The sequence below is a fragment of the Haliscomenobacter sp. genome (assembly GCF_033763495.1).
In the GTDB taxonomy this organism is placed as follows: Bacteria; Bacteroidota; Bacteroidia; order Chitinophagales; family Saprospiraceae; genus Haliscomenobacter.
On the sequence record NZ_JANRKL010000066.1, the window covers coordinates 17325 to 42476 of the forward strand.

At 47.9% G+C, this 25152-nt stretch carries 22 protein-coding genes; 11 read left to right on the forward strand and 11 right to left on the reverse strand.

The genetic code is table 11. The features are described 5' to 3' along the window. Window positions 1–80: 80 nt before the first annotated feature. The 5 genes from SFV55_RS07720 to aroB form a co-directional block, all read right to left on the reverse strand. Window positions 81–581 (reverse strand): GbsR/MarR family transcriptional regulator, encoded by a 501-nt coding sequence (locus SFV55_RS07720; protein ID WP_320028907.1) that lies wholly within the window; start codon window positions 579–581, stop codon window positions 81–83. Between the two features lie 63 nt (window positions 582–644). Continuing rightward, a complete protein-coding gene (gene gcvT / locus SFV55_RS07725; protein ID WP_320028908.1) occupies window positions 645–1778 on the reverse strand; it encodes a glycine cleavage system aminomethyltransferase GcvT in 1134 nt (377 codons plus the stop codon). Window positions 1779–1850: 72 nt separating this feature from the next. Further along, entirely contained in the window at window positions 1851–3872 is a 2022-nt protein-coding gene (locus SFV55_RS07730) for a peptidylprolyl isomerase (RefSeq protein ID WP_320028909.1), read from the reverse strand. Between the two features lie 97 nt (window positions 3873–3969). Next, window positions 3970–6537: a transglycosylase domain-containing protein gene (locus tag SFV55_RS07735; RefSeq protein ID WP_320028910.1), complete on the reverse strand. Its 2568-nt coding sequence runs from the start codon at window positions 6535–6537 to the stop codon at window positions 3970–3972. 39 nt (window positions 6538–6576) lie between these two features. After that, window positions 6577–7641, reverse strand: coding sequence for a 3-dehydroquinate synthase (gene aroB, locus SFV55_RS07740; RefSeq protein ID WP_320028911.1), 1065 nt, complete (start codon window positions 7639–7641; stop codon window positions 6577–6579). A 220-nt stretch (window positions 7642–7861) separates the two neighbouring features. Between aroB and paaE the strand changes: the two genes are divergently transcribed. From paaE to SFV55_RS07770, 6 genes are all read left to right on the forward strand, one after another. Next, complete coding sequence (gene paaE, locus SFV55_RS07745; RefSeq protein ID WP_320028912.1) at window positions 7862–8926, forward strand: 1,2-phenylacetyl-CoA epoxidase subunit PaaE; 1065 nt, start codon at window positions 7862–7864, stop codon at window positions 8924–8926. Window positions 8927–8932: 6 nt separating this feature from the next. Beyond that, window positions 8933–9880: a 1,2-phenylacetyl-CoA epoxidase subunit PaaA gene (paaA, locus tag SFV55_RS07750; protein WP_320028913.1), complete on the forward strand. Its 948-nt coding sequence runs from the start codon at window positions 8933–8935 to the stop codon at window positions 9878–9880. A gap of 68 nt (window positions 9881–9948) precedes the next feature. Next, window positions 9949–10233 (forward strand): 1,2-phenylacetyl-CoA epoxidase subunit PaaB, encoded by a 285-nt coding sequence (gene paaB / locus SFV55_RS07755; protein ID WP_320028914.1) that lies wholly within the window; start codon window positions 9949–9951, stop codon window positions 10231–10233. A gap of 9 nt (window positions 10234–10242) precedes the next feature. Beyond that, a complete protein-coding gene (gene paaC, locus SFV55_RS07760) occupies window positions 10243–11025 on the forward strand; it encodes a 1,2-phenylacetyl-CoA epoxidase subunit PaaC (RefSeq protein WP_320028915.1) in 783 nt (260 codons plus the stop codon). 1 nt (window position 11026) lies between these two features. Beyond that, complete coding sequence (paaD, locus tag SFV55_RS07765; RefSeq protein WP_320028916.1) at window positions 11027–11527, forward strand: 1,2-phenylacetyl-CoA epoxidase subunit PaaD; 501 nt, start codon at window positions 11027–11029, stop codon at window positions 11525–11527. Between the two features lie 30 nt (window positions 11528–11557). Continuing rightward, complete coding sequence (locus tag SFV55_RS07770) at window positions 11558–12685, forward strand: 3-hydroxyacyl-CoA dehydrogenase NAD-binding domain-containing protein (protein WP_320028917.1); 1128 nt, start codon at window positions 11558–11560, stop codon at window positions 12683–12685. A 2-nt stretch (window positions 12686–12687) separates the two neighbouring features. Here SFV55_RS07770 and SFV55_RS07775 read toward each other — a convergent pair whose 3' ends face one another. The 4 genes from SFV55_RS07775 to SFV55_RS07785 form a co-directional block, all read right to left on the reverse strand. Then, the gene (locus tag SFV55_RS07775) at window positions 12688–12951 is read right to left on the reverse strand and encodes a XisI protein (RefSeq protein ID WP_320028918.1); all 264 of its coding nucleotides are present in this window, start codon (window positions 12949–12951) and stop codon (window positions 12688–12690) included. Then, window positions 12920–13156, reverse strand: a complete 237-nt coding sequence (locus tag SFV55_RS30170; RefSeq protein ID WP_413776695.1) for an element excision factor XisH family protein — start codon at window positions 13154–13156, stop codon at window positions 12920–12922. Before SFV55_RS30170 ends, SFV55_RS07775 begins: the two co-directional genes overlap by 32 nt. Window positions 13157–13218: 62 nt before the next feature. Next, window positions 13219–13512, reverse strand: a complete 294-nt coding sequence (locus SFV55_RS07780) for an antibiotic biosynthesis monooxygenase family protein (RefSeq protein WP_320028919.1) — start codon at window positions 13510–13512, stop codon at window positions 13219–13221. A gap of 5 nt (window positions 13513–13517) precedes the next feature. Next, entirely contained in the window at window positions 13518–14288 is a 771-nt protein-coding gene (locus tag SFV55_RS07785) for an SAM-dependent chlorinase/fluorinase (protein ID WP_320028920.1), read from the reverse strand. 310 nt (window positions 14289–14598) lie between these two features. Between SFV55_RS07785 and SFV55_RS07790 the strand changes: the two genes are divergently transcribed. The 3 genes from SFV55_RS07790 (at window position 14599) to SFV55_RS07800 (ending at window position 17674) form a co-directional block, all read left to right on the forward strand. Further along, window positions 14599–15618, forward strand: coding sequence for a PhoH family protein (locus SFV55_RS07790; protein WP_320028921.1), 1020 nt, complete (start codon window positions 14599–14601; stop codon window positions 15616–15618). Window positions 15619–15880: 262 nt separating this feature from the next. Beyond that, the gene (locus tag SFV55_RS07795) at window positions 15881–16294 is read left to right on the forward strand and encodes an OsmC family protein (RefSeq protein WP_320028922.1); all 414 of its coding nucleotides are present in this window, start codon (window positions 15881–15883) and stop codon (window positions 16292–16294) included. A 138-nt stretch (window positions 16295–16432) separates the two neighbouring features. Further along, window positions 16433–17674 (forward strand): 3-phosphoshikimate 1-carboxyvinyltransferase, encoded by a 1242-nt coding sequence (locus SFV55_RS07800; protein WP_320028923.1) that lies wholly within the window; start codon window positions 16433–16435, stop codon window positions 17672–17674. 84 nt (window positions 17675–17758) lie between these two features. Here the strand turns inward: SFV55_RS07800 and SFV55_RS07805 are convergent, their stop codons facing one another. Continuing rightward, entirely contained in the window at window positions 17759–19504 is a 1746-nt protein-coding gene (locus tag SFV55_RS07805) for a D-arabinono-1,4-lactone oxidase (protein ID WP_320028924.1), read from the reverse strand. Window positions 19505–19807: 303 nt separating this feature from the next. Between SFV55_RS07805 and metF the strand changes: the two genes are divergently transcribed. Continuing rightward, on the forward strand, window positions 19808–20764 hold the full coding sequence (gene metF / locus SFV55_RS07810; RefSeq protein ID WP_320028925.1) for a methylenetetrahydrofolate reductase [NAD(P)H]: 957 nt from the start codon (window positions 19808–19810) through the stop codon (window positions 20762–20764). Window positions 20765–20911: 147 nt separating this feature from the next. After that, entirely contained in the window at window positions 20912–23437 is a 2526-nt protein-coding gene (locus SFV55_RS07815) for a M14 family metallopeptidase (RefSeq protein WP_320028926.1), read from the forward strand. A gap of 109 nt (window positions 23438–23546) precedes the next feature. On the opposite strand, the gene SFV55_RS07820 is transcribed toward SFV55_RS07815, so the two are convergent. Beyond that, on the reverse strand, window positions 23547–25151 hold the full coding sequence (locus SFV55_RS07820; RefSeq protein WP_320028927.1) for a DUF1501 domain-containing protein: 1605 nt from the start codon (window positions 25149–25151) through the stop codon (window positions 23547–23549). Window position 25152: the final 1 nt, after the last annotated feature.

A 25152-nucleotide genomic window follows, 5' to 3' on the forward strand; every position in this document is an offset into this window, starting at 1 on the left:
AAAATTTAGGGGCAGCAAAAAATTGGAAAAAGTTGAAAGTCAAATGGTGTAACTGCTATTCGCTTTTAGCTATTCGCTTTTCACTTTATCATTTTCATAAATGTCCCCACAAACCAATTGGAGTCCGCCTTCACCAAAGTGTCGAGAGTAGAATCGGCTTTGCTGGAAAAAAGTTTAATTTCCTTGATCATTCGGACAAATTCTTCGGCTTCCGGGTCGTTCCCTTCTACACTGGACAATTCGTCCAAAACCTTGAGCATGGGTTCCAGCTCTTTCTTTTTGCGCTGGATGATGATGTTTTTGACCACCTTCCACATGTCTTTTTCTGCCACGAAAAACTCCTTGCGCTCTCCGGCTTTGAGCTCTTTGAACACTAGACCCCAGTCGATCAAAGCCCGCAAATTCATGTTGGCATTGCCGCGAGAAATCTTTAACTCCTCCATGATGTCATCGGCACTAAGCGCTTGTGGCGCAATCATCAACAGGGCATGGATTTGGGCCATGGTGCGGTTGACACCCCAACTGGAGCCAAAAGCTCCCCAAGACTGTAAAAATTTATCCTTTCCTTCGGGCAGGTTCATTTGTCCAATAGTTTCAAAATTTCCTGAAAGTACACAATTAAATGTAAACGCAGGCACTTTTGTTTAAACATGTCCCAAAAATGGTGTTTTAACCACGGTGGCTGCCAGGCTTTTGCCACTAATTGAGATGAAAATTTCAGTTCCCGGTGCTGCGAATTCAGTTTTGACGTAGCCCATACCAATGGGTTTGCCCAATGTTGGGGATTGTGAACCCGAAGTCACTTTACCGATTACCTGGCCTTGAGCATCCAGAATTTCGTAATCGTGACGGGGAATGCGGCGGTCTTCCAGCACAAAACCAACCAGCTTGCGGCTGACGCCAGCGGCCTTTTGGGCTTCAAAGATATTTTTTCCAATGAAACTGGGTTTGGCTAGTTTGGTGATCCAACCCAAGCCCGCTTCAAGTGGAGAAGTGGTATCGTCGATGTCATTTCCGTACAAACAAAAGCCCATTTCCAAGCGGAGGGTATCTCTGGCACCCAAACCAATGGGGGCAATCCCCAGCGCTTTGCCAGATTCGAAAATGGCGTCCCAAATCGCAGCAGCATGACTACTGTCCACATAAATTTCAAAACCACCTGCGCCAGTGTACCCAGTAGCCGAAACGATAACATTGTCAAATCCTGCAAATTTACCTTTAGCGAAGTTGTAATACTTGATGCGCCCCAAATCGATGCCGGTCAAGGGTTGTAAGGTTTGTAAGGCTTTGGGACCCTGTACTGCGATAAGTGAAGTTTGATCAGAAATATTGATCACCCGGGTATCAAACCCCCGTACAAACTCAGCAGTTGGCTCCAAATGGGCATTGACCCAATTCCAGTCTTTTTCTATATTGGAAGCATTCACCACCAGCATGTAAGCACGCTCACCTTCCGCACAGTTGTCTTCTGGCAAGCGGTAAACCAACAAATCGTCAATAATTCCACCTTTGTCATTGGGTAAAGCGGAATATTGGGCCTGGCCAACACCTAATTTAGAAGCATCATTGGTGGTGAGGTGTTGGATCAACTCCAGAGCTTGTTTGCCTTTTACAATGAATTCGCCCATGTGCGACACATCAAATACACCCACTCCATTGCGTACAGTATGGTGCTCTTCCTGAATTCCCGTGTAGGAAATCGGCATATTGTAACCTGCAAATGGGGCCATCTTGGCACCAAGCGCTATGTGTTTTTCAGTGAGTGGCGTATTTTTCATGTGTGCTTATTTGAAAAGGTCCCTGGGTTGCAAGATTGTAGTTTTTTGATTAAACGCTACAAACTTGTATCACTATTGAATGCTGATTTTATTGATTACATCGCCGACGTGCAGATCGTGAACCACACTCATGCCATCGATTACAGTCGCGAAGATAGTGTAATTTCCATCAAGATGAGGTGCAGGGGAATGGGTGATGAAAAACTGCACACTTTCAGTGTCCTGGCCGGCTGAGGCCAAACCTACCAAACCCTCGTTGTCATAACGCATTGGAGCAGGTACTTCGGTGCGTAAAGTGAAATCGAGGCTACCGTAACCATCGCCACGAGGGCAACCGCCCTGTGCGACAAAATTGGGAACCACCCGATGGAAAGATTTGCCATTGTAATACCCTTTACGTGCCTGTTCCACAAACATGGCTACCGAACCTGGAGCTAACTCCGGCATCAACTGTACCCGAATCGTGCCCTTGCTGGTGCTGATGATGGCTACTGGCCGTTCGCGCAAACTAGCCAGAGTTTCCCAATTGATGAGGTGTTTCCTGGGATCAATTTTAGCTGGTTTCGGCTCCGGCTGGCCTTTCAGGAAGTTGATCGTTTTTTGGACTTCAAACTGGGTCTCAATGTCGCGGGGCAATTTTAGGCTCGCCAATGCAGTATCTAAAAATCCTACCTGGGTAAAATATTGGCCAAAATTTCGCTGAGGGACCCGTAGGGCCTCAGCAGCAACTGCAATCAGACCCGCGTCTTTACTCAGGGAAGCCTGTTTGAAAAAAATTGACAATTCCTTGCCTACTTTCCGCCAGCCCAGGCCAAAGAAACGTTCAAAATCCGGGCGGGTGGCGATTTTTTTCAAACCATTCCAGGCAGCCATCCGCACTACTGGGCTTTTTACTGCAACCGCCTGTTGTTGGATGTAGCGGTAGTTCCAACCAAACTCGCTGAGTGCATCCAGGAATGCTGCTCTTTCTTCAGCACTCTGGCTCCGTTCGTAACGCCGGCGGCACTGGAAGTTCATCATTTCCCGGTAGTCAGCATACAAAGGTGGCAACAAACGTTGGGCTGCGGCATACAAGTTGGCCTGTACGGCCCAATTGAGGGTTGAATCTTTGGCCAATCGCCAATAATAGGTGGCATCGCGTCCTTGTCCATAGCTGGCCAAGGTTCTGGCTGCGCTTGCTGCCACATGGCTATTGGGGTCCCGTAAGGCATTAAACAAAGCAACACGGGTAAGCTTATAATCCAGTTTTCCCAGTGCTTGTACGATGTTGACGCGCACCCGGTAATCAGGCTCCTTGGGCAACCAATGGGCCAGGGTATCAGCTGCATACGGTTTGTAGGTTTTGCCGAGGCTACTGGCCAGTGCCATTCGCAGGTATGGGCTATTGGCTTTAGGGGCGAGTGGGGCCAATTGAGCCGCAAATGTATCCAGTCGCACATTGGCTCTGGCCAAAAAATAAGCAGCGATGTAATGAATGCGTGGGGTGAATTGTTGGTTCAGGAGCATTTCCACCATCCGTTTGGTAGCTGTGCTATCCGTGATTCCCCGAAGGGCAAAGCGGTAAATCCCCCAGGCTAAACCTTCTACGAGGGTTGAATCACTGGGTTTGTAAGTGCTTACGGCACTCATTTGTTGCAGCGCTTTTTTGGAACCACATTTACCAATGGCTTCCAAAATGGCAGCATTGACTTTCATGGAAAGGCCCGTGCTGTCAAAACGATCAAAGCCGGCAATCAGCAAGGGCTCTGCCGCCTTGGCCTGGGTTTGCCCCAAAGCATAGGCCACAGCATAGCGTACATCGGGTGATTCGTCTTTGAGCAATTCACCCAATTGCTCTACAATGGTACTGTCCTTGATGGAGGCAAAAGCCATCGCTGCGGCGTAACGGTAGCTGGGATCTGCATCGCGCAAGTAAAAGAGCAAACTATCAACGTTGCGGGTATCCTGCAATTGGTAAATTTCCTGGGCTGTAGCGTCTTCAAAAATATTGGTGCGCACTACGGTGGAAACTTTTTTGTCGGAAGGAGGTGTACAAGCCTGCAATCCCAAGAAAATTCCGATGAAAACAAAGTAAGCGATGCGTTGGTATGGCATTAGCGCGGTCATTTAATCTAGTGAGAAACACTAGTGCAAAAGTAAAAAAAAAGGAATGCTTTTGGTGTTGCCTCAAAATTTGATTTAAAGACCTTGCTTAATTATTCAACTCATCCCCAAACTGATCTTCTTTACCAGCCCCTACGCCTGGATCATTCAAATTTAAACCACCCTGAGTGTACTTTGAACAATCCAGTTCGATACCTAAATCCCCGGGGGGGCGATAAAAACGTTTCGAAGCGTCGAAACGTAAGTCTTTGGCGCTTTCCAATTGGCGGATGAATTCTACAAAAAACGGCTTAGCCATCCGCGCGCCCTGGCCATAGGTGGAAGAACGGAAATGAATCCAGCGATCTTCGCCCCCTACCCAGGTGCCAACCACCAGATTGGGCGTCATGCCCATAAACCAACCGTCCACGAAGTCGTTGGTGGTACCGGTTTTACCCCCCACGTCACTTTTGATCCCACTGATGTTGGCTGCATAACGCAATAGTTCGACCATCACATAGTTGGGGGCAGCCTGAATGGCTTGTTCCTCCCGTATTTCGGCCTCGTAGATCACCTTGCCATTTTTGTCCTCAATGCGCAAAACGGTGGTGGGGCGCACAAAAAGTCCGTTATTGGCGAAAGTGGAAAATGCACCCGTCATTTCCATCACACTCAAATCAGCAGCTCCAAGACAAATTGCCGGGCTTTTAGGCACCCGGTACTGACCATTGGGGTAACGGGTACTGCTGTCGATGCCCATTGCATGCACAAGGGTGCGGATGGGTAGCGTACTCTTGAGTTCTTTAACCAGTTGGACCGATACCGAGTTTTTGGACTTGCGCAGCCCTTCTTTCAAATTGATCAAACGACCGGAATATTCATTGTTAAAGTTGCGGGGGGCCCACCGGCTGTACAAATTGAAATCCCCGTCACCTGGTTCGATGGTTTGTTGAACATCGTAAACGGTATAACATGGCGAGAGTCGATTGAGCGCTATGGCCGCAGCATATACAAATGGCTTGAAGGTAGAACCCACCTGCCTACTGATTCTAGTATGGTCGTACTGGAAATATTTGGAATTGATGCCGCCTACCCAGGCTTTGACGTATCCGCTGCGGGGTTCCACTGCCAAAATACCGGTTTGCAAAAACATGCGGTGGTATTTAATGGAATCCAGTGGCGACATTACTGTGTCTTTTTCAAAATTTTTCCCTGGTTCATAGGTGAAAACCTTCATCCGCACAGGGCGACGAAAATCCCGTTTGACCACCTCCTGCAAACGCCGCCATTGGGTGAGCAATTCGGGAAAATCCTGATGGTTCATCACTTTGCGGTATTGGGCCGCCAGATTTATGCCTATAATCTGTTGCTCTACCAATTGATTTAGGTAGCCAGCTTTCTGATTTTCCTTTTCCATGCGGTCCACTTCACGATCGTCTTCATGGAAAAAACCTTCCCCAACTGCATCAGACTCAATGCGCCGGGTGATCTCGCCCAGGTACAAATCGCGAAGCACCTGATAACGATCAGTTGCCCGAATATTGTTTTCCAATGCGGCCAGACGAGTAGGTACCTGGGGAATATTGGCATCCGAACCTCCTTTGTAAAGCCAGGGGTCTTTGCCTCGCCATTCATTCCAAAAGGCCTTTTGTAGGCTGGACATGTGTTTGATCATCGCCCGCTCGGCCAGCCTTTGTACTTCCCCGTCGATGGTGGTATAAATTTTCAAACCATCCCGGTACAAATCATAAGGAGTGCCATCGGAGCGTTTTTGGCATTCTTTACTGGCTAAAATCGCCTTAAGGTCCTGGCGCAATTCCTCCCGGAAGTAGGTAGCAATGCCATCGATATGAGATTTGCGGCGAAATTTGATTCCCAGTTCGGTAGTCCGCAATTCGTTGTAACGGGTTTCAGTGAGTGAGCCATTTTTTACCATTTGGTTCAATACGATTTCCCGGCGTTTTTTACACAGTTCAGGCCGACGGATAGGATTGAAGTAGGAAGGGTTTTGCAGCATCCCAATCAGCATGGCGGCTTCCTGAAGCTCCAGATTTTTTGGCGTTTTGCTGAAATAGGTATCGGCTGCAGCCTTGATGCCGTAGGCATTGTTGACAAATTCTGCCTTGTTCAGGTACATCGACAAAATTTCCTCTTTGGTGTATTTTCGCTCCAAACGTACCGCAATGATCCACTCCTTAAATTTTTGCATCACCCGCGCCAAACCAGAGCCTGGTTTTTGGGTGAACAACAATTTGGCCAACTGTTGGGTAATGGTACTAGCTCCCCCCGAACTGCGTTTTTGCAGCAATACCGTTTTGAACAATACCCGGCCTAAGGCTTCAAAGTCGATGCCTGCGTGTTCATAGTAGCGCTTATCTTCCGTAGCAATCAGGGCATGAACAAGGTAAGGTGAGAGGGAATCGTAGGTAATTGGAATGCGGTTTTCAGCGGCATAAACCCCTAACATTTCCCCGTTGTCGGCCAAAATCTGAGTGGCTAACTCACTGCGCGGGTTCTCCAATTGCTGCAAGGAGGGCAAATTGGTGAAAGACAACAGCACAAAAAACAAAAATCCAAAAAGCAACCCGTACAAGGTCAGGCGCCACATCCATTTTACGATGACTAAATGGGTAGAATGGTTGGCTCCACTAAAAAGATATTCGATGATTGTGCGCATAAGCTTTGGCTAATATATACCCAAAGATACAAATTATTTTCAATGACTCAATTGCTGGTAATAGCTTAGGCTAGCTGCAATCGCAGCAGCATCCGCATGGCAATTGATGTGCACCTGCCCAGGGGCACCAATCAGGGAAAAGTTGATCTTTTGGTTTTCGTTCTTTTTGTCATTTCCCATTAAACGCAAATAGGCTGGAAAATTTTCTTCATGCAGGGCGTAATGGCCATAAATTTTGATGAAAAAAGTACTGATTTCCGCCAAATCTGCCTCACTGAGGTATCCTTGTTGTTGGGACAACCAGGCCTCCGTAATCATCCCTATGGCGATGGCTTCACCGTGCAAGAGGGGACGATCCGTTTCCAGCGCAAATCCCTCCACCGCATGACCGATGGTATGGCCATAGTTGAGCGCCTTGCGCAAGCCCCGTTCAAAGGGGTCTTCCTCAACCACGTGTTTTTTGATGAGCAAAGAGGGCACAATCAGCTCTGCCCAGTTGACTCCACTTAAATCGTTGATATTTTTGATTTTATTCCATTGCTCTACATCCTGGATCAGGCCATGTTTGATGATTTCGGCAAATCCACTCTGGATTTCGCGAGCCGATAGGGTCGTCAAAAATGCTGGATCGACAAAAACCGCTTGGGGGTTACAAAACACGCCGATGCTGTTTTTGACCATGCCAAAATCAATGCCCAACTTGCCTCCGATCGATGCATCTACTTGCGAAAGCAAGGTCGTGGGTACTTGTACAAAATCCACGCCTCTTTTGTAGGTGCTCGCACAAAAGCCACCCATGTCACCAATCACGCCACCTCCCAAATTGATGACCAAAGCTTTCCGATCCAGTCCGGCATCCAACATTTGCTGCCAGATTTCCTGGCAAGTCCCGATGTGTTTGTGTTGCTCTCCCGCCGGGATTTTGATCAATAGATAATGCTGATTTCCAAGGGCATCAACCAAACGTGGCAGGCAATATTGGGCAGTGTTTTCGTCAGCAATGACCAAGACTTGGCTGTATTTTTTTTGTGCCAAAAAACGCTGCCATCCCGTTTCAATCGGGCCAACGTAAATGTTGTAGTCGCTGAGGGCTATTGTTTGCATGTATATTGAGTTGAGGAGGTTGAGGGAAGTTTAGAAGGTTGAGTAAACGTAACTTTTACCTTCCTCAACCATCTAAATCACCTCAACTTTACTTGCCAAAAGTAGGCCATTCTCCCATTTTCACACACCCGATCATCTTTTTTTTACTAAAAACAAAAACGTACTAACGTTTGTTAGTTTACGAAATCCCTCTACCTTTGTTGCATCAGGAAAAAGAAACATGAAATTTCATCCCTTAAAAGTTGCCGATATCCGCCCTGAGGCCAAGGATTGTGTCTCGGTTGCGCTGCAAATGCCTGCTGAATTGCAGCAACAGTTTCGGTTTTCAGCCGGGCAATACCTGACTTTTAGGGTGAATTTGCAAGGCCAGGAAATCCGGCGCTCTTATTCCATTTGTAGTAGCCCTTTGGAGCAGGAATGGCGGGTGGCCATCAAAAAAGTCCCTGGAGGTGTATTTTCCACTTTCGCCAATGAGCACTTAAAAGTAGGAGACACCATTGAGGTAATGCCGCCGATGGGCAGATTTGGGCAGCAAATTGAAAGCCAGGGCGCTCAAACTTACCTTGCCTTCGCCGCAGGAAGTGGGATTACCCCTATTTTAGCCATCGTCAAAACGGTGCTGGCTACCCAGCCGTATAGCCGTTTTATTTTGCTGTACGGCAATCAAAACCGGCATTCCATTCTTTTCAAAGCCGAGTTGGAAGCTTTGAAGAATCGTCATATGGGGCGGTTAAGCATTTACCACATTTTGAGCCGGGAAATGGTAGATGCGTCCTTATTCCACGGGCGAATCGATGCCGAAAAATGTCGTTCTTTTTTACAAAAACTCATCCCTGTAGAACGCATCGATCAATGTTTTATCTGTGGCCCGGAGGACATGATCCATACCGTAAAACAGATTTTGATTGAAGCAGCTTTTGATCCCCAAAAAATTCACTTTGAGTTATTTGGTTTAAAAAACAAAGCTCCAAAACCAGCTCTTGACAACGAAATTAAAGGCCCTTTAAGTAAAGTCAAAATCCACCTAGACGGCAGCACCTTTGAAATCCCTGTGGCCTACGATGGGGAAAGTGTATTGGATGTCGCTTTACGTAGTGGTGCTGATTTGCCCTTTGCCTGCAAGGGTGGCGTTTGTTGTACCTGTCGGGCCAAGGTGTTGTCAGGAAATGTAAAAATGCAAGTCAACTATGCCCTTGAAGCGGATGAGCTTGCAGCGGGGTACGTCCTGACCTGTCAAAGTCATCCCCGTTCGGCGCAAGTGACACTGGATTTTGATGCAAAATAAATGACCATGGTAGCTCTCCCAGATTTACAAACCCAGTTCGACCTGCGGATTGCCGAAGACCAGCGCATCGAGCCCAAAGATTGGATGCCCGAGTCCTATCGGCGTACCCTCGTACGGCAAATTTCCCAACATGCTCATTCAGAAATTGTGGGAATGCTGCCGGAAGGCAACTGGATTACCCGAGCGCCATCCTTGCGGCGCAAAGCAGTGCTATTGGCCAAAGTGCAAGATGAAGCCGGGCATGGCCTTTACCTTTACAGTGCCGCCGAAACCCTGGGCACCAGCCGGGAACAAATGATCGATGACCTGCACAGTGGTAAGGCCAAATATTCCAGTATTTTTAATTACCCCACCCTCTCCTGGGCCGATATGGGGGCAATTGGTTGGCTGGTCGATGGCGCAGCCATTATGAATCAGGTCCCCTTGTGCCGCACCTCCTATGGCCCTTACGCCCGAGCCATGGTAAGGATTTGTAAAGAAGAGAGTTTTCACCAACGGCAGGGGTACGAGATCATGATGACCCTCGCCAAGGGTTCGGAAGCGCAACGTGCTATGGCTCAGGATGCCCTCAACCGCTGGTGGTGGCCGGTACTGATGATGTTTGGCCCCAAAGACGATGAATCGCCCAATACAGCCTTATCGATGCAGTGGAAAATCAAACGTTTTACCAATGATGAGTTGCGTCAAAAATTTGTGGATGCCACTGTTCCCCAGGCTGAATACCTCGGACTGAGCATTCCCGATCCCGACCTGAAATGGAACGAAACACGCGGCCACTACGATTTTGGCCCCATCAACTGGGAGGAATTTTGGGAAGTAGTCAAAGGCAATGGCCCCTGTAATCGCCAACGCCTCGAAGCCCGACGCAAGGCGCATGAGGAAGGGGCTTGGGTGAGGGAGGCAGCAGCAGCTTTTGCTAAAAAAAGAATGACGAATAATTCGAATGACGAATGACGAATTTGGCGGGTTGCCTAAAATTCGTCATTCGTCATTCGAATTATTCGTCATTATAATCAGTAGACATGGACACACAATGGCCCCTTTGGGAAGTCTTCATCCGCAGCAAACAAGGCCTTGACCACAAACACGTGGGAAGCCTGCATGCTGCCGACGCACAAATGGCAATGGAAAATGCCAGAGATGTGTATACCCGCCGTCGGGAAGGGGTGAGCATTTGGGTCGTGGAGTCGAAGCACATCCACGCATCGAACCCCGATGAGCAAGAAGCTTTTTTTGACCCTGCGGACGACAAAGCCTACCGGCATCCGACTTTTTACGAAGTGCCTGATTCACTCACCCATATTTAAAACTGGATTATGTTCGTTGCCAATCCTTATCCAGCAGAAGTAAATACCGCGCTGAGTGATTTTTTACTGCGCATGGCGGACACCAGTTTGGTGTTGGGGCATCGCCTCTCGGAATGGTGTGGGCATGGGCCGATTCTGGAACAAGACATTGCGCTATCCAACCTGGCCCTGGACCTCATCGGGCAAGCGCGCAACTGGTATCAATTGGCAGCAGTACAACTTGGTCAAGGACAGAGTGAAGATGATTTAGCCTACCTCCGTGATGCAGACCAGTACCGCAATGTTTTGCTGGTGGAACTGCCCAATGGTGATTTTGGCCAAACCGTGCTGCGTCAGTTTTTTTTCGACGCCTTTCATTACCACTTTTTGAAAGCCCTTACCGACTCTGGCGATGAAAATGTAGCCAACATCGCCGTCAAGTCCCTCAAGGAAGCAAGCTATCACCTGAAATGGTCTTCAGAATGGGTGATTCGCCTAGGCGACGGCACAGAGGAAAGCCACCATCGGATGGAAAAGGCTTTGCACGAACTCTGGGAATTTACCGGAGAACTGACCACGCCCAACGCAACTGATCACTTATTGTGCATCATGGGGCTTACACCTGATTTGGGATTGATTCGTCCTTTGTGGGAACAAGAGGTTCAAAACGTTTTGGCCGAAGCTACCCTCGATGTGCCCAAGCGGAGCTGGATGCAAAAAGGAGGAAAAAATGGGGTGCACACTGAACACCTGGGGTATTTATTGGCCGAAATGCAATTTTTACAACGGGCTTACCCCAATTGTGAATGGTGAAATGGAAAACCAAATGCAAAACAATCACCACATCTGGCAAATCCTCGAATCCGTCCATGACCCGGAAATCCCCGTTCTCAGTGTTGTAGACCTGGGTGTGGTGCGCAGCATAACGCAAGGTGAAAGCAGCGTGGAAATTCAGATTACCCCTACCTACTCTGGTTGTCCGGCGATGGATACCATTGCGCTGGACATAAAACTGGCTATGGAACAGGCAGGGTATCCATCCGTGAAAGTAAACCTGGTGCTGCAACCAGCCTGGACGACAGATTGGCTTTCGGAAGCAGGCAAACAAAAACTCCTGGCTTATGGCATTGCCCCCCCGGTTGAACCACTCAACAGTACCAAAGCTTTGTTTGGTGCGGAGCCAATCGTATCTTGCCCACAGTGTGGCTCTCAACAAACCACTATGCTGAGCCGCTTCGGCTCCACCGCCTGTAAAGCCTTGTATCGCTGCGAGGAGTGTCTGGAGCCTTTCGATTATTTCAAATGCTTGCGCTAAGCCGTATAAAAGCTCGTTTAAACCTAAAAGATGAAAATAGGAATTGTTGGAACCGGGACCATGGGGGCGGGGATAGCTCAAGTGGCTGCTCAGGCAGGCCATGAGGTGTTTTTGTACGATGCACAACCCATGGCAGGCCAGCAAGCCTTGGCGCGAATTGACCAGAGTTTGCAAAAAGAAGTTGAAAAAGGCCGTTCCAGTGCCACTGCGGTTATGGCTACCTTGCAACGCATCGCCTGGGTAGATCACCTTGAAAAATTCCGCTCCTGCAATTGGGTCATCGAAGCCATTGTGGAAGATTTGGCCATAAAAAAAGAATTGTTCAGCCGTTTGGAAAAAGTGGTCAACCCAGGCTGCCTTTTGGCAACAAACACCTCCTCCTTATCCGTGAGTGCAATTGCCGCCAGTTGTGAGCGACCCGAACGGGTACTGGGCATTCATTTTTTTAATCCGGTTCCTTTGATGCAGTTGGTGGAGGTAGTCCCGGCGGTTCAAACGAATGGACAATGGCTGGATTTGGTAAAAAAGGAACTGGAACGTTGGGGGAAATTGCCGGTTGTGGCCAAAGACACCCCGGGTTTTATTGTCAATCGTATTGCCAGACCCTTTTATACAGAAGCATTGAGGATTCTGGATGAGGGCATTGCGGATTGTGCAAGCATTGATGTAGCCATGACCAGTCTGGGTGGCTTTCGCATGGGGCCTTTCCAATTGATGGACTTCATTGGCCATGATGTGAATTTTAGGGTGACTGAGAGTTTGTACCAGGGTTGTTACCAAGAGTCGCGTTATCGACCTTCTTTCACTCAAAAACGTTTGTTCGAAGCGGGATACTGGGGCAAAAAAACGGGCCGGGGCTTTTATGATTATCATCGGGATATGCCAAAAGCGAGCACCGATGAGGCTTTGTTGCAACAGATTTTTGAGCGTATCCTTATTATGCTTTTTAATGAAGCAGCAGACGCATTGCACTGGAATATTGCCTCTCGGGAAGACATTGATCTGGCTATGATGAAAGGGATGAATTTTCCTAAAGGGCCACTGGCATGGGCGGAGGAATGGGGAATCAACCGTTGCGTAAAATCGATGGATGATTTATTTGCCTATTATCATGAAGAGCGGTATCGTTGTAGCGCAGGGCTAAGAAGAATGAGATAGGGCTAGGCCACGGCAAACCCTGTAAAAGCTCGTTCGCTTGGCGCATGAAAGGCTAAAACAATATCTTCTTTAGCAACTCCTCGTTCCATTAATTCATCGCCTATCATCGCATCAGTGTTGTTTTGATATACCCAAATCTTGCCATCTTTGATATCAAGGTGAAAAGCAATTGCATAAACGAATTTAGCATTTTGTTGCCAACCCACCGTAAGCAGTTGAAAATGATTACGCTCTTTATCTGCGCCCCATTGCTTCATAAAAATCATGAGAAAAGTTTTGGCCTAAGAAACTTTTAATTTCTACTGCCAATTTTTCAGTTCCTTTTTCAATTGCAATAACTCGCTCAACTTCAAGGTCTGGATAGTGCAATTTATCTTCCCAAAACAACTGCAAAGGATCATCAGTAACAATCCACCCCTCCTTTTCAAAAGTTTTACGAATCTCGTTATGATAGAAGTCTCTTTTTGGTATTTACAAATCTTAGAATTCAAAAATACTGGAAATAAAGTAAAGAAACAAGGTCCGTCTTGATTTCACACCTCAGACACTACTCCCATACTCCAGGCCTCCGGTTTTCCTGCAAATAAAACCTTCGTCTTGCTCCAGGTACTTTGAAACAAGTTCGACTGCCGATAAGTCTCCAATGCCTCCGGCCCATCCCAGATGCTAAAAGTAAACATCACCTCCGGCTGGCCTTCGAGGTGCAAAAGCTCCAAATGTTGGCAGCCGGGGAAATTGCGGATCAGGTGTTTACTTTCTTCAAAAATGGCCAGGAAGTCCGGGATACGGTCCTTTTGGAAGGTCATTTTTACCATTCTTTTCAACATAAAGGCTAGTTTTTAAAATCTATTTGGATGGTATCTTCCAATTTTAAGCCCAACATGCTGCTCGCTTTACCCATGTTGATGGCCAATTCAAGGTAATCAGCAGAATTGATCAGGCAGAGGGTTTCTCCTACGGCTACATCGAAATAGTTGCGACTCAGTTTGAGGATGGGGTCATGGCGCTTGAAGTACAACTCGAACTCGCGGTTTTTGCCTACCCGCTCAAACAACTCGCGGTTGATGTTGCTGATTACATTTTCGTACTGATCGATGTAAATGACTGCCCCCCGGATACGGTTAGGGCTGATCACGGGTTGGAAGGTGATGCGTTGAACCATATCACTGATCGGCTCGGCGAACTCTTCCAATTTTTGACCTTGAGTCAGGTACCAAACCGTTTGGGCAAATACATCCTTGATGGGGAAAACACTAGCCTCAGGCACAGGTAAGGAATAAACGGGGCTCTCCAATTGATCAAACAAAAGGGCAAGTAAGCCATTATCCGGGGCAACAAAAAAATGTCCGGCTTGCTCCAGGCCTAAAAAGCGTTGTTGGGTGCTGGCCAGGTCATTGACTCCAATCAAATGGATACTGCCTTCAGGGAAATTTTTCCAGGTGTTACGCAGAATAAAAGCAGCCTGAACAATGTCGTAATTGTTGATGTTGTGCGACACATCCACAATCAGCAGGTCAGGTTTAGCACACAACAAGGCACCTTTGACCAGTGCGGAGTAGTAGTCTTGCAAGCCAAAATCGGTGGTCAAAGTTACAATAGCCATTCTATAGCGTTTTCCATTTATTTAGGCACAAAAATGATATTGGTAGTGGGGCAAAAATAAGTGCTCATTTTTCTTGAGCCAAAGGATTAGATAAGGCACTTGAAATGAAACGTTTACTTATCTAATCCTTTGGCAAAATGAGCACTTATTTTTTTATCGCCCCGTATCCTAGTTCGATCTGCGCTAAAATCTTAATTTTACCCAAGATTTGAGCGAGTACGGGAACAAAAATATTGTTTCAAACCTTTGCTTGTATATAAATCCTATTTCAAAACCTTTTTGCTCATTCACTAAAACGACGGAGGGACTATTGAGCGAAATCATTTTAACCGTAGACGGCGTTGATCCACTGGAACTTTTCGGGGAAAACAACGCAAAACTGAACCTCTTGCGCAAGGCATTTCCGGAAATCACCATTACCTCCCGGGGTAATAACCTGAAACTGGCTGGCGAAAAGAAATTCACCCAGGCTGCTAAAGCCAAATTCGAAATGATGGTCAAGTTGCTCAAAGAACAACATGCCCTTTCAACACAAGCAGTCGAAGATCTATTGATGGGTGAAAACCTGTGGGAAACCCGCTTGCCCGAGTCGGACAACAATCGAACCATCCTGCATACCCGGGATGGCAAACCCATCAAGGCAAAAACGGTGAATCAGCGAAAGCTGGTTGAGGCTACAGAGCACAACGATATCGTGTTTGCAGTAGGTCCTGCAGGTACGGGTAAGACCTATACCGCAGTAGCTCTGGCGGTGCGGGCACTCAAAAACCGTAAGGTTAAAAAGATCATCCTGACCCGCCCGGCGGTAGAAGCAGGAGAAAGTCTGGGCTTTTTGCCAGGCGACCTCAAGGAAAAAATCGATCCTTATCTGCGCCCACTTTACGATGCCTTGGATGACATGATTGCACCAGACAAACTGGCCCAATTCATGACCAATCGCATCATCGAGATTGCACCTTTGGCCTTCATGCGTGGGCGGACCCTCGACAATGCTTTCATCATTCTGGATGAGGCCCAAAACTGCTCCACGCTTCAGCTCAAAATGTTCCTGACGCGCTTGGGGCCGAGTGCTCAATGCATCATCACGGGGGACTTGTCACAGATCGATTTGCCTTTTAACCAAAAATCGGGTTTGTACCGGGCACTCCATATTCTGCGCCATGTAGATGGTATTGCCGAAGTGGAGCTCAATGCCGACGACGTAGTTCGCCACCGCCTGGTTAAAGAAATCATCAATGCCTACGAAAAATCGGACAAGGCATTGCGGGAAAAAGCCGAGCGGGAAGAAAAAGCCGCGCAGAAAGAACAACAACCCAGTGAAGAGGAGTAACTAATAGACTTGAGGCGAGGTGTTTATCAAGCAATTAATGATTTTCTTTTTTGAGTAACGAGTTTAGAGTACATGAGTTTTAGAGATTAGAGGCGAGCTGCCGCAGCGACTTTGACTAGAGCTTGCCTGAGTCGCTGCGGCAGCTCACTTCTAATCTCTAAACTCATGTATTCGGAACTCGTAACTCGAAAGAGTCTTATGTCAAAATCATTAGGCATTATTTCAATTGCCTGATAGTCAATTTGCCTTAAAAAATAGCAGCATGACTTCAACAGTTACCTATCTGGGTGAGCTACGCACCACTGCCACCCACCTGGCTTCATCCAACAGCATCATCACCGATGCACCAGTGGACAACCACGGCAAAGGAGAGGCTTTTTCTCCAACCGACCTGGTTGCTACCGCACTGGCCAATTGTGCCCTCACGGTGATGGGCATCGGGGCGCGGGAGCGTGGCATCGACATGGATGGTGCACACGCCAGCATCACCAAACATATGGCTGCCAACCCTCGGCGCATTTCTAAAATTGAAATGACCATCACTTTTCCTGAGGGCAAAACCTATGATGAAAAACAAAAGCAAATTTTAGAGCAAATTGGCTACAATTGTCCCGTTGCCAAAAGTTTGCATCCTGATATCGAGCAGGCCATCACCTTTATCTGGCCTTCAGCCTAATCTGTTAAATGGCTATGGTCATGGAATACCGCCAACCCACGGGAATCCCACACTTTAAATCGTGGGTTGTGGGAGTCCACACTTTGCCTCACCCTACAGACTTTAATCGTGGGTGCTGAGCTAGAATACCCAAGCATCATGTACGCTATACGCAAAACCAACACTACTTTATCTGGCGAAATCACTCTTGCTGGTTCCAAAAGCATCAGCAACCGCAGCCTGATTATTCGGGCATTGTGCGGCGAAGATTTCCCTATTGTCCTCCTGGCTAACGCCAAAGACACCGACCTTTTGCAAAGCCTATTGGCCAGCACCGACCCGGTTCGGGACGCAGGTGCTGCAGGCACTACCTTTCGCTTCATGACCGCGTACCTGGCTACCCAGCCCGGCACACAAACCCTGACCGGTACCGAGCGGATGAAGCAACGCCCTATCGGTGTTCTGGTCAATGCGCTGCGGTCATTAGGAGCCCATATTGAATACCTGGAGAATGAAGGTTATCCGCCTTTGCTCATTGGGCCACCAGATAATTTTGGGGTCAACAATAAAGTACAGATTTCGGCAGGCACCAGTAGCCAATACATCTCGGCATTGCTGATGATTGCGCCTACTTTACCTAACGGCCTTGAGCTGGAATTGGTAGGAAAAATAGTATCGCGGCCTTACATCGAGATGACCCTGGCCCAGATGGCTTATTTTGGGGTAGAACACGAATGGGACGGGCAGTACATTTGGGTAGCACCCCAGCAATACCAGGCACGGCCATTTGTTGTGGAAGCCGATTGGTCGGCTGCTTCATATTATTACATCATGGCTGCTTTTGCGAAAGAAGTGGATTTGCAACTCAATGGTCTGTTTGCCGAAAGTTTGCAGGGAGATGCCGTTTTGACTGAAATTATGGCGCATCTGGGAGTAAAAACAACTTTTAATGACAAAGGCGTTCACCTGAGTAAAAGTGGTCTGCCATTGCCAAGCGTTTTTGAATACGATTTTTTGCTTTGCCCCGATTTGGCTCAATCCATTGCTGTTGTTTGTGCTGGCTTGGGTGTAACTGGCCGTTTTACTGGTTTGGAAACCCTGCGCATCAAAGAAACGGATCGGATTGCTGCCCTGAATCAAGAATTGGCAAAGGTGGGGGTTAAAGTAGTAGAAGAAGGTGTAGCAAGCGACGGTAAAGAGTATTTCCGCATTGAAGGTCAGGCTCAGATCCCTGGCCCTGCTCCGGAGTTTGCCACCTATGAAGACCACCGTATGGCCATGGCTTTTGCTCCTCTGGCTTATTTGGGGGAAATAAAAATCCATGAACCGGAAGTGGTAGTGAAGTCGTACCCGGATTTTTGGCGAGACTTACAAGAGGTTGGATTTGAAATAGTTGGGTAGATTTAAGGAGGGTTGATTATTCGGCAATTGATAATCAACCTTCCTCAACCTTATGAAGCAAGAAAATTGCCCAAACAACCTTCCTTACTCCAAGCACAACTCAACAAACCTGCTTTCAAAAGCCCCCTTGGGATCAAAAAAATGCTTGGCAGCAATCCATTTATCGATATCAGGGTAATTTTCTTTTAAAAAATTCAGATCGAAAGGAAATTCGAAGTTAAGCCCCCAATGCGGCCTTCCTTTTGTCGCCTGGATTTTTTGCAAATGTTTGTATAGTTCCATTTCTCTTTTATCGGCTTCCCGATCGCTGCTATTGATGCGTACAATTTCAATGAAACACCACCAATCGTATTCCTTGGTTTTAAATTTGGCACAATTGGGGGCCAAAAAGGCTTTGGATGCCCTAACAAAACGCAAGGCGATGGGGCCATTTACATAGAACCCGCGATCCTGATTGCCTATCTGATTCAAGTGCGCGGTAATTGATTTAAGGATTTCGGGGACTTCTTCCACTGGAAAAGCAAACTCAATGCCTGTTCCAATCGTCATCAAGCGACCACTGGTTCCTGCGTTCCAAATTCGGTAAGCAAGATCCCGCCTGCCGTTATCTTTCCTTTGCATTTTGAGTACGGACTCAATTAGTCGACGAGGAGGCGACAATTTATGGTTGGTCAAAATTCTTATAAAATCTCCCACCCAAGGCCACTTGGTATAAGCAGCAGGCCATTTTTGGATGTTTTCATCTTTTCCTTCCACTTTTTCCTCGTTTTCCACCACGGTTAATGTTTTTGTCAAGTAGGAAGGGTGCAGGTTGTCCCCAACGGGATAGGGATTAAAATAGAGGAAATGGAAGATTTCCTCTCGATCCTTTAAGCTACTCATTACTAGGTCGATTGTTGTTTTAATCACCTGTTCGCTCCATCCGCCGGATTGATAAATGATTTCTTTGTGCAAAAAAACCATTGGTTTTGTTTCAATGATTGCGGAATAGATAACCCCAAAACAGCCAAAACTAACCAGTGCGGAGTAGAATTTATCGTCATTCTGAATTAATTCAATTCTGCTATCATAAAACTGAGCATGTTTGGATGGATCAGTAAGGCCATTTTCGGGTTCTATCCGGTATACTTTACCATCTCCAGCCACCAAAAGAATGGATCGAACCATATCGTGGTAAGCACTGTGAATACCACCCGAGCCATGGGTTCCAGTAGAAAAAGCACCTGCAAAAGATTGAACATCCCCTCCTCCCATATTAAACATGCGGCGTCGCATGCCGCCTAATACTTTGTCTCCTTTATGTTCAGGACAAAGGATTTTGTTGATCATAAAAATCTGCATCCCGCCAGGCACATCAAAATAGTTTCTTGCATCTACATCGTCTTTAAGCAGGGATAAACTGGACTGGTCGAGTTTATCTACGGTATCATTGTGTTTTTTGGGGTTGTATGGATGTGCCTTGGAGAGGTCAATAAAGGCACCATCGGTTAAACAGGTTTGAGAAAAAGAGTGTCGCTGTCCAATTGCCCGTACTTTTTTGTTCTCAGTTTCGGTTAGTTTCACCAATGCCACCGTTGCTTCCAAAGTGAGCGGAAAGCAGTATTCTGAAACCGTGGTTTCCCAGGTTTCGGACGGATTGGTAATCGAAAAGGCTGGTGCATCAATCACCTGTACATCGGGAATGTGATCGTGTGGTCTGGTTTTTTGTTTTCGTGGATCTCTCGGTTCGGGATCAGGTTTTTCCTTTTTTTTCTTTTGTATTTCCTGATCAAATGCGTTGAAGAATGCGTCATCGCTATCGACGCCAGGGTCTATGTTTAAAAAAGACATGGTACTTGGGTTTTAGTATTAATGAATAAGTTGAGTTGTATCAGTGAATATCAGCAAAAATTTTATATTTCAGCTTTTGTCCGTATATACTATTGTCATTGCATTATGTCAATACCGTGCATTTTTATGCACTATAAAATTAAATTTTTCTATACAAATTTGCAAGGTTTTCAACCGATAATAGCCTATTGTTTAATAAATAACTAAAAAACTCCCCTTAAACCTAGCATTTCCCCACAAACCTGCCTAGTTTTGCTCCGCCAATGACCGTATCGTCAGGCATCACCGACACTTGTACCACCGATGAAAGTCACCGAGTACTTCGAAAAAGCGCAGGGGCAAACCCTCATCTCTTTTGAAATTCTTCCTCCGCTCAAGGGCGGTAGCATGCAGGACATCTTTAAAGGCCTGGATCCCCTCATGGAATTCAAACCTCCCTTCATCGATGTGACCTATCACCGCGAAGAATATGTCTACAAGCAAAACCCGGCGGGTTATTATGAAAAAGTGGCCATCCGCAAACGTCCAGGTACCGTAGGGATCTGTGCGGCCATCATGAACCGTTATGGAGTAGATGCTGTACCTCACCTGCTTTGTGGAGGTTTCACCCGCGAGCAAACGGAAGACGCGCTCATTGATCTTAACTTCCTCAATGTGCAAAACGTCCTGGCCTTGCGTGGTGATGCCCGGCAGTTCGATACCAAGTTTGAACCTGAACCCGGGGGCCACGAATATGCACTGGAGTTGGTCAAACAAATCGACGACATGAATCATGGCAAGTACCTCGATACCAATATCGAAAATGGGCAACGCACCAATTTTTGTATTGGCATCGCGGGCTACCCCGAAAAACATTTTGAGGCACCCAATATCGAATCCGAATTGGCCTGGATCAAAGCCAAGGTAGACGCTGGAGCAAATTACATCGTCACCCAGATGTTTTTTGACAACAAGCATTACTTTGACTATGTGGCCAATTGCCGGGCTGCAGGCATCAATATCCCTATTGTTCCGGGTTTAAAACCCATCACCAAGCAGTACCAATTGAGCTCCATCCCCCGGCATTTTTTCATCGACTTGCCCGAGGCACTGGTGAAAGAGTTCTCCAAAGCAGAAACGCCGGAAGCTCGCCGTCAGGTGGGCGTGGAATGGTGTTCGGCGCAGTCCAAAGAGCTTAAAGCGGCCGGGGTGCCTTGTTTGCACTATTATACGATGGGCGACGCACCTACTATCCGCAAAATTGTGGAAAGTGTGTATTAATCGAAAAAGGAAAATAGCTGTCATTTTTGACATTTAACCTTGAAGACACTAAGAAACAAAGCGAAAAATGCTTTGCTTAGTGTCTTCTTTATTTGTGGCATAACCAATAGACTTTCCAATCAGAAGGTCTAAAAAACCAACATTCGTATGAGACCACTTCTCCTCCTCCTCCTCTGTTTTTTTAGCCTTCTTCAGGTATCCAAAGCCCAGTTGCAATCTCCCGACCAGTTTTTACCCCACAAATGGGGTGAACATTTTACCCCCCACGAAATGCAGGTCAGTTACTACCAACACGTGGCTGCCAACAGCAAAAACATCATCCTGCAGCCTTATGGCTATACCAACCAAAAGCGCCTGCTGCAATTGGCGTTTATTTCTACTGAGGCCAATCTGGCCAAACTCGAAGCCATTCGCCAAAACAACCTGCGCCGGGCTGGCTTGCTTGAGGGCAATACCGATCCCAGTCTGGACAATCTCAGCATTGTGTGGTTGAGTTATTCTGTACACGGTAATGAAGCTGCTGGTGCCGAAAGCTGCTTGAGAGTGGTTTATGAATTGGTCAATCCCCAAAACCGCTCTACCAAAGACTGGCTCAACAATACCCTCATCATCATTGATCCTTGTATTAACCCGGATGGAAACTCCCGTTATACCCACTGGTACCGCAACGTAGTGGGTACTTCGCCCAACGTAAACTTCAACGCCCGCGAACACCAGGAGCCATGGCCTGGTGGTCGGGTCAACCACTACAACTTTGACCTCAACCGCGACTGGGCCTGGCAAACACAGGTGGAAACCCGCCAACGCCTCATCAAATACAACGAGTGGATGCCTCAGGTACACGTTGACGTACACGAACAAGGCCCCAATAGCCCTTATTATTTTGCACCTGCAGCCCAACCTTATCACCGCTACATTACCCAGTGGCAGCGGGATTTTCAGGTGCAAATTGGCAAAAACAACGCCAGATACTTTGACCAGGAAGGTTGGTTGTACTTCACCAAAGAGGTGTTCGACCTGTTGTATCCCAGCTACGGCGACACTTATCCGATGTACAATGGTGCTATTGGTATGACTTACGAGCAAGGTGGAATTGGGGCTGGCCTGGCGCTTACCCTGCGCAATGGCGACACCCTTAAGCTGAAAGATCGGGTGATGCACCACTATACGGCTTCCCTTGCCACCATTGAAACCGCCTCTAAAAACACCGCGCAACTGAACAAAAACTTTATTGAGTTCTTCCAGCGGGCGCGGACCAATCCTCCAGGGCAGTACAAAAGTTTTGTAATCAAAGGCACCAACGCGAAAGGGCGGATCAAAACCTTCTGCGAGTTGCTCGACCGCAATCAGGTCAAATACGGTAAGGCAGGCAAAACCAGTAGCCTGACTGCCTATGATTATCAAACGGGCAAAACGGTCACCCTGAAGGTTGAACCCAATGATTTGGTCGTAAGTGCGTACCAGACCCGAGGCACCCTCGCCCAAATTCTGTTGGAACCAGCTGCCGATTTGGTCGACTCTTTGACCTACGACATCACTGCCTGGGCGCTACCCTACGCCTATGGGCTGGAAGCATATGCCAGCACCCAACGGCTCGATCCCGATGGCAACTATACTTTTACCACGAACCCCATTCCAAGCAACGCCAAACCTTACGCCTACCTGGCCTCCTGGCACAGCAGCACCAACGTCAAGTTTTTGGCAGCTATTTTGAAAAAAGGCGTGAAGGTGCGTTATGCTCAGTCGCCCTTTAGTGTGGAAGGCAAAAGTTACGGCAGGGGTACCTTGGTGATCTCGGAAGGGGACAACCGCAAAATGTCGCCAGCTTACCGTCAGATTGTAGAGGCTGCGGCCCGCCAGTTTGATCAGGAGCTAAACTCCGTAAATACAGGTTTTGCTGACAGTGGCAGCGACTTTGGCTCCAGCAACTACAGCTTCATCCAGCGCCCCGAAGTGGCCATCCTGAGCGGGGATCAAACGTCCAACAACGAATTTGGCCAGGTCTGGTATTACTTTGACCAGGAATTGCAGTACCCACACACCGTACTGGACGCCAACCGCCTGGATCGCCTGGACCTGAGTGCCTACAATACCCTCATTATGCCAGAAGGTCGTTACCGTTTGAGCGATGCAGTTTTGGAAAAAATCAGCACTTGGGTCAGCGCTGGGGGCCGTTTGATTGCCATCGGAGATGCCTTGGGTAGCTTGCAGGAGCGTAAAGGTTTTGCCCTGACTCGTTTTGCGAATGATGATGACAAGAAAAAAGCTGAACGTGCTGCAGACGAAGCCACCATGGCCGCCCGCTTGCTGGATTATGCTGGTGAAGAGCGCCGGGCCCAAAGCAGCAATATCCCTGGCGCGATTTTTAAGGTAAAAATTGACAATACGCACCCACTGGGTTTTGGCTTGTCCGATACGTATTTCTCGCTCAAAACCAATGACCTGGCGTACCAGCCACTCAAAGGGGCAGCCAACGTGGGTACCATTGGTGGGCAATTGATGGTTTCTGGTTTTGCGGGTGCAAAAGCGAAGGAAAAACAGAAAAATACCGTCGTTTTTGCGCAGGAGCAAAAGGGCGCGGGGGCAGTGGTGTACCTGGTGGACAATCCGCTGTTCCGGGCTTTCTGGGAAAATGGAAAGCTGGTGATGGGGAACGCGGTGTTCATGCGGTAATCGGAGTGCTTCTAAGGTGATTCTTCAGTTTCTTAGGTTTCTTAGGTGGTAAAAAAATATTCTTTCACCACCTAAGAAACCTCAGGCACTGAAGGTACACCTCAGGGATCTAGTGCAAAAAGACCTTCTCCGTTCCCATCCAGCTCCCCGCTGCAAGCTGAACGATATAGATTCCGGGCAAGATATTGTCTTTTAACCTAAGCGCACTTTGTTGCGCGCCCGCCATCTGCAAGCCCAGGCTTTGCTCCTGCAACACCTGTCCGGTCACACCCACGATCCGCAGCTGCACATTGCTACTTTCTGGCAACTCATATTGCAAGCGCAATTCCCGAGGCGCAGTACTGACTTTAAGTGCGAGCCGACGTGTTTGCACGGCATTGGTTCCCGTGCTTACCGAACATTGAAGCCCCAAGGCAGGCAGTCGATTGAATTTTCGGCCCATCACATGGTCTACCTCGCTCCCATCTATGCACAACCAGCTTTCCAAAACAGTAGCGTAAATTTGCCGAAAATCGGTAGAGAATTTCAAGTTGCCATCCTGATCGAGGTCCTTTAGGTTGGGATTTTGGCCCACAAAACCATTACCATTCAAACCAGGGCCAAACAATAGCAAAGGTGAAGCTGCACCATGATCCGTTCCTTGTGAGGCGTTCTGCTCGGGGCGGCGACCAAATTCGGAAATGGTCATTGCCAATACCTTTTCGGCCCAGCCTCCTGCTTGTAAGTCCTGATAAAACAAACTCACCGATTGGGCAATGTTTTCGAGCAGGGCCGGATGGTTCTGGTTTTGATCGGCATGGTTGTCAAAACCATCCAGGGTTACCATGTACAAACGGGTGCCTAATCCACCTTTGATCAAACGAGCCACCAAGGCCAGTTGTGCGCCCAGGTTAGCGGGGTATTGGACGGTGTTTTTTCCCGTTTTATAGGCCGTTTCAATGCCTTGCGCGTAAGTGAAGGTCGCATTGGTAAGGGTGCGCAGGTAAGTCAACTGTTCACCGTAATAACATTCAGGCACATCGCTTGGATCGTACAGGCGGCCATTTTGGGCAATTCTGGCCAATTCCTCCGGGTCGTTCACCACCACAGCCATATTGTCATTTTTGGTGTTGGTAAAGGCCAGGTTGCCCGCACCACCGATTTGAATGGCCGGAGGCATTTTGGGTGGTTTGGTCAGGTAATCCGGGTTGACATCCTCGAGCCAACGCCCCAACCAACCGCTGGTTTCCACTACCTGAGCGTCGCTCGAAGTAGCCCAAATATCGGATGAGCGAAAATGCGAGAGGTTTTGTTCTGGATAACCCACGCTGTGTACCACTTTCATGTCGCCATCTTTCCACATTTTTTCCAGTGCCCCCATGCGGTTTTGAATGCCGAAGGAGGCATTGAGGTTGATGATCTGGTTGGCGGGAATGGCAATTCCGGGGCGAAGGGCCTTATAAGTGCTGTAATCAAACACGGGGATGATTGTGTTGAGGCCGTCATTCCCACCTTTGAGGCGAATGAGCACCAGGATGCGGTCTCCTTCCATGGCGCTGATCAGGGAAGCCAGTTTGGAACTTGCCAGAGCCGTAACCGGGTTGCCACCCAAAAGTATGGAGCGCGCACCACTCAGTCCCAACATACGCAGGAAAGTGCGACGGTTCCAGGCTTCGTGAGAAAGGGCATGGGCCTGCGGGTCGTTCAGCGAAATGCCTTTTTTATAATTGAGCATG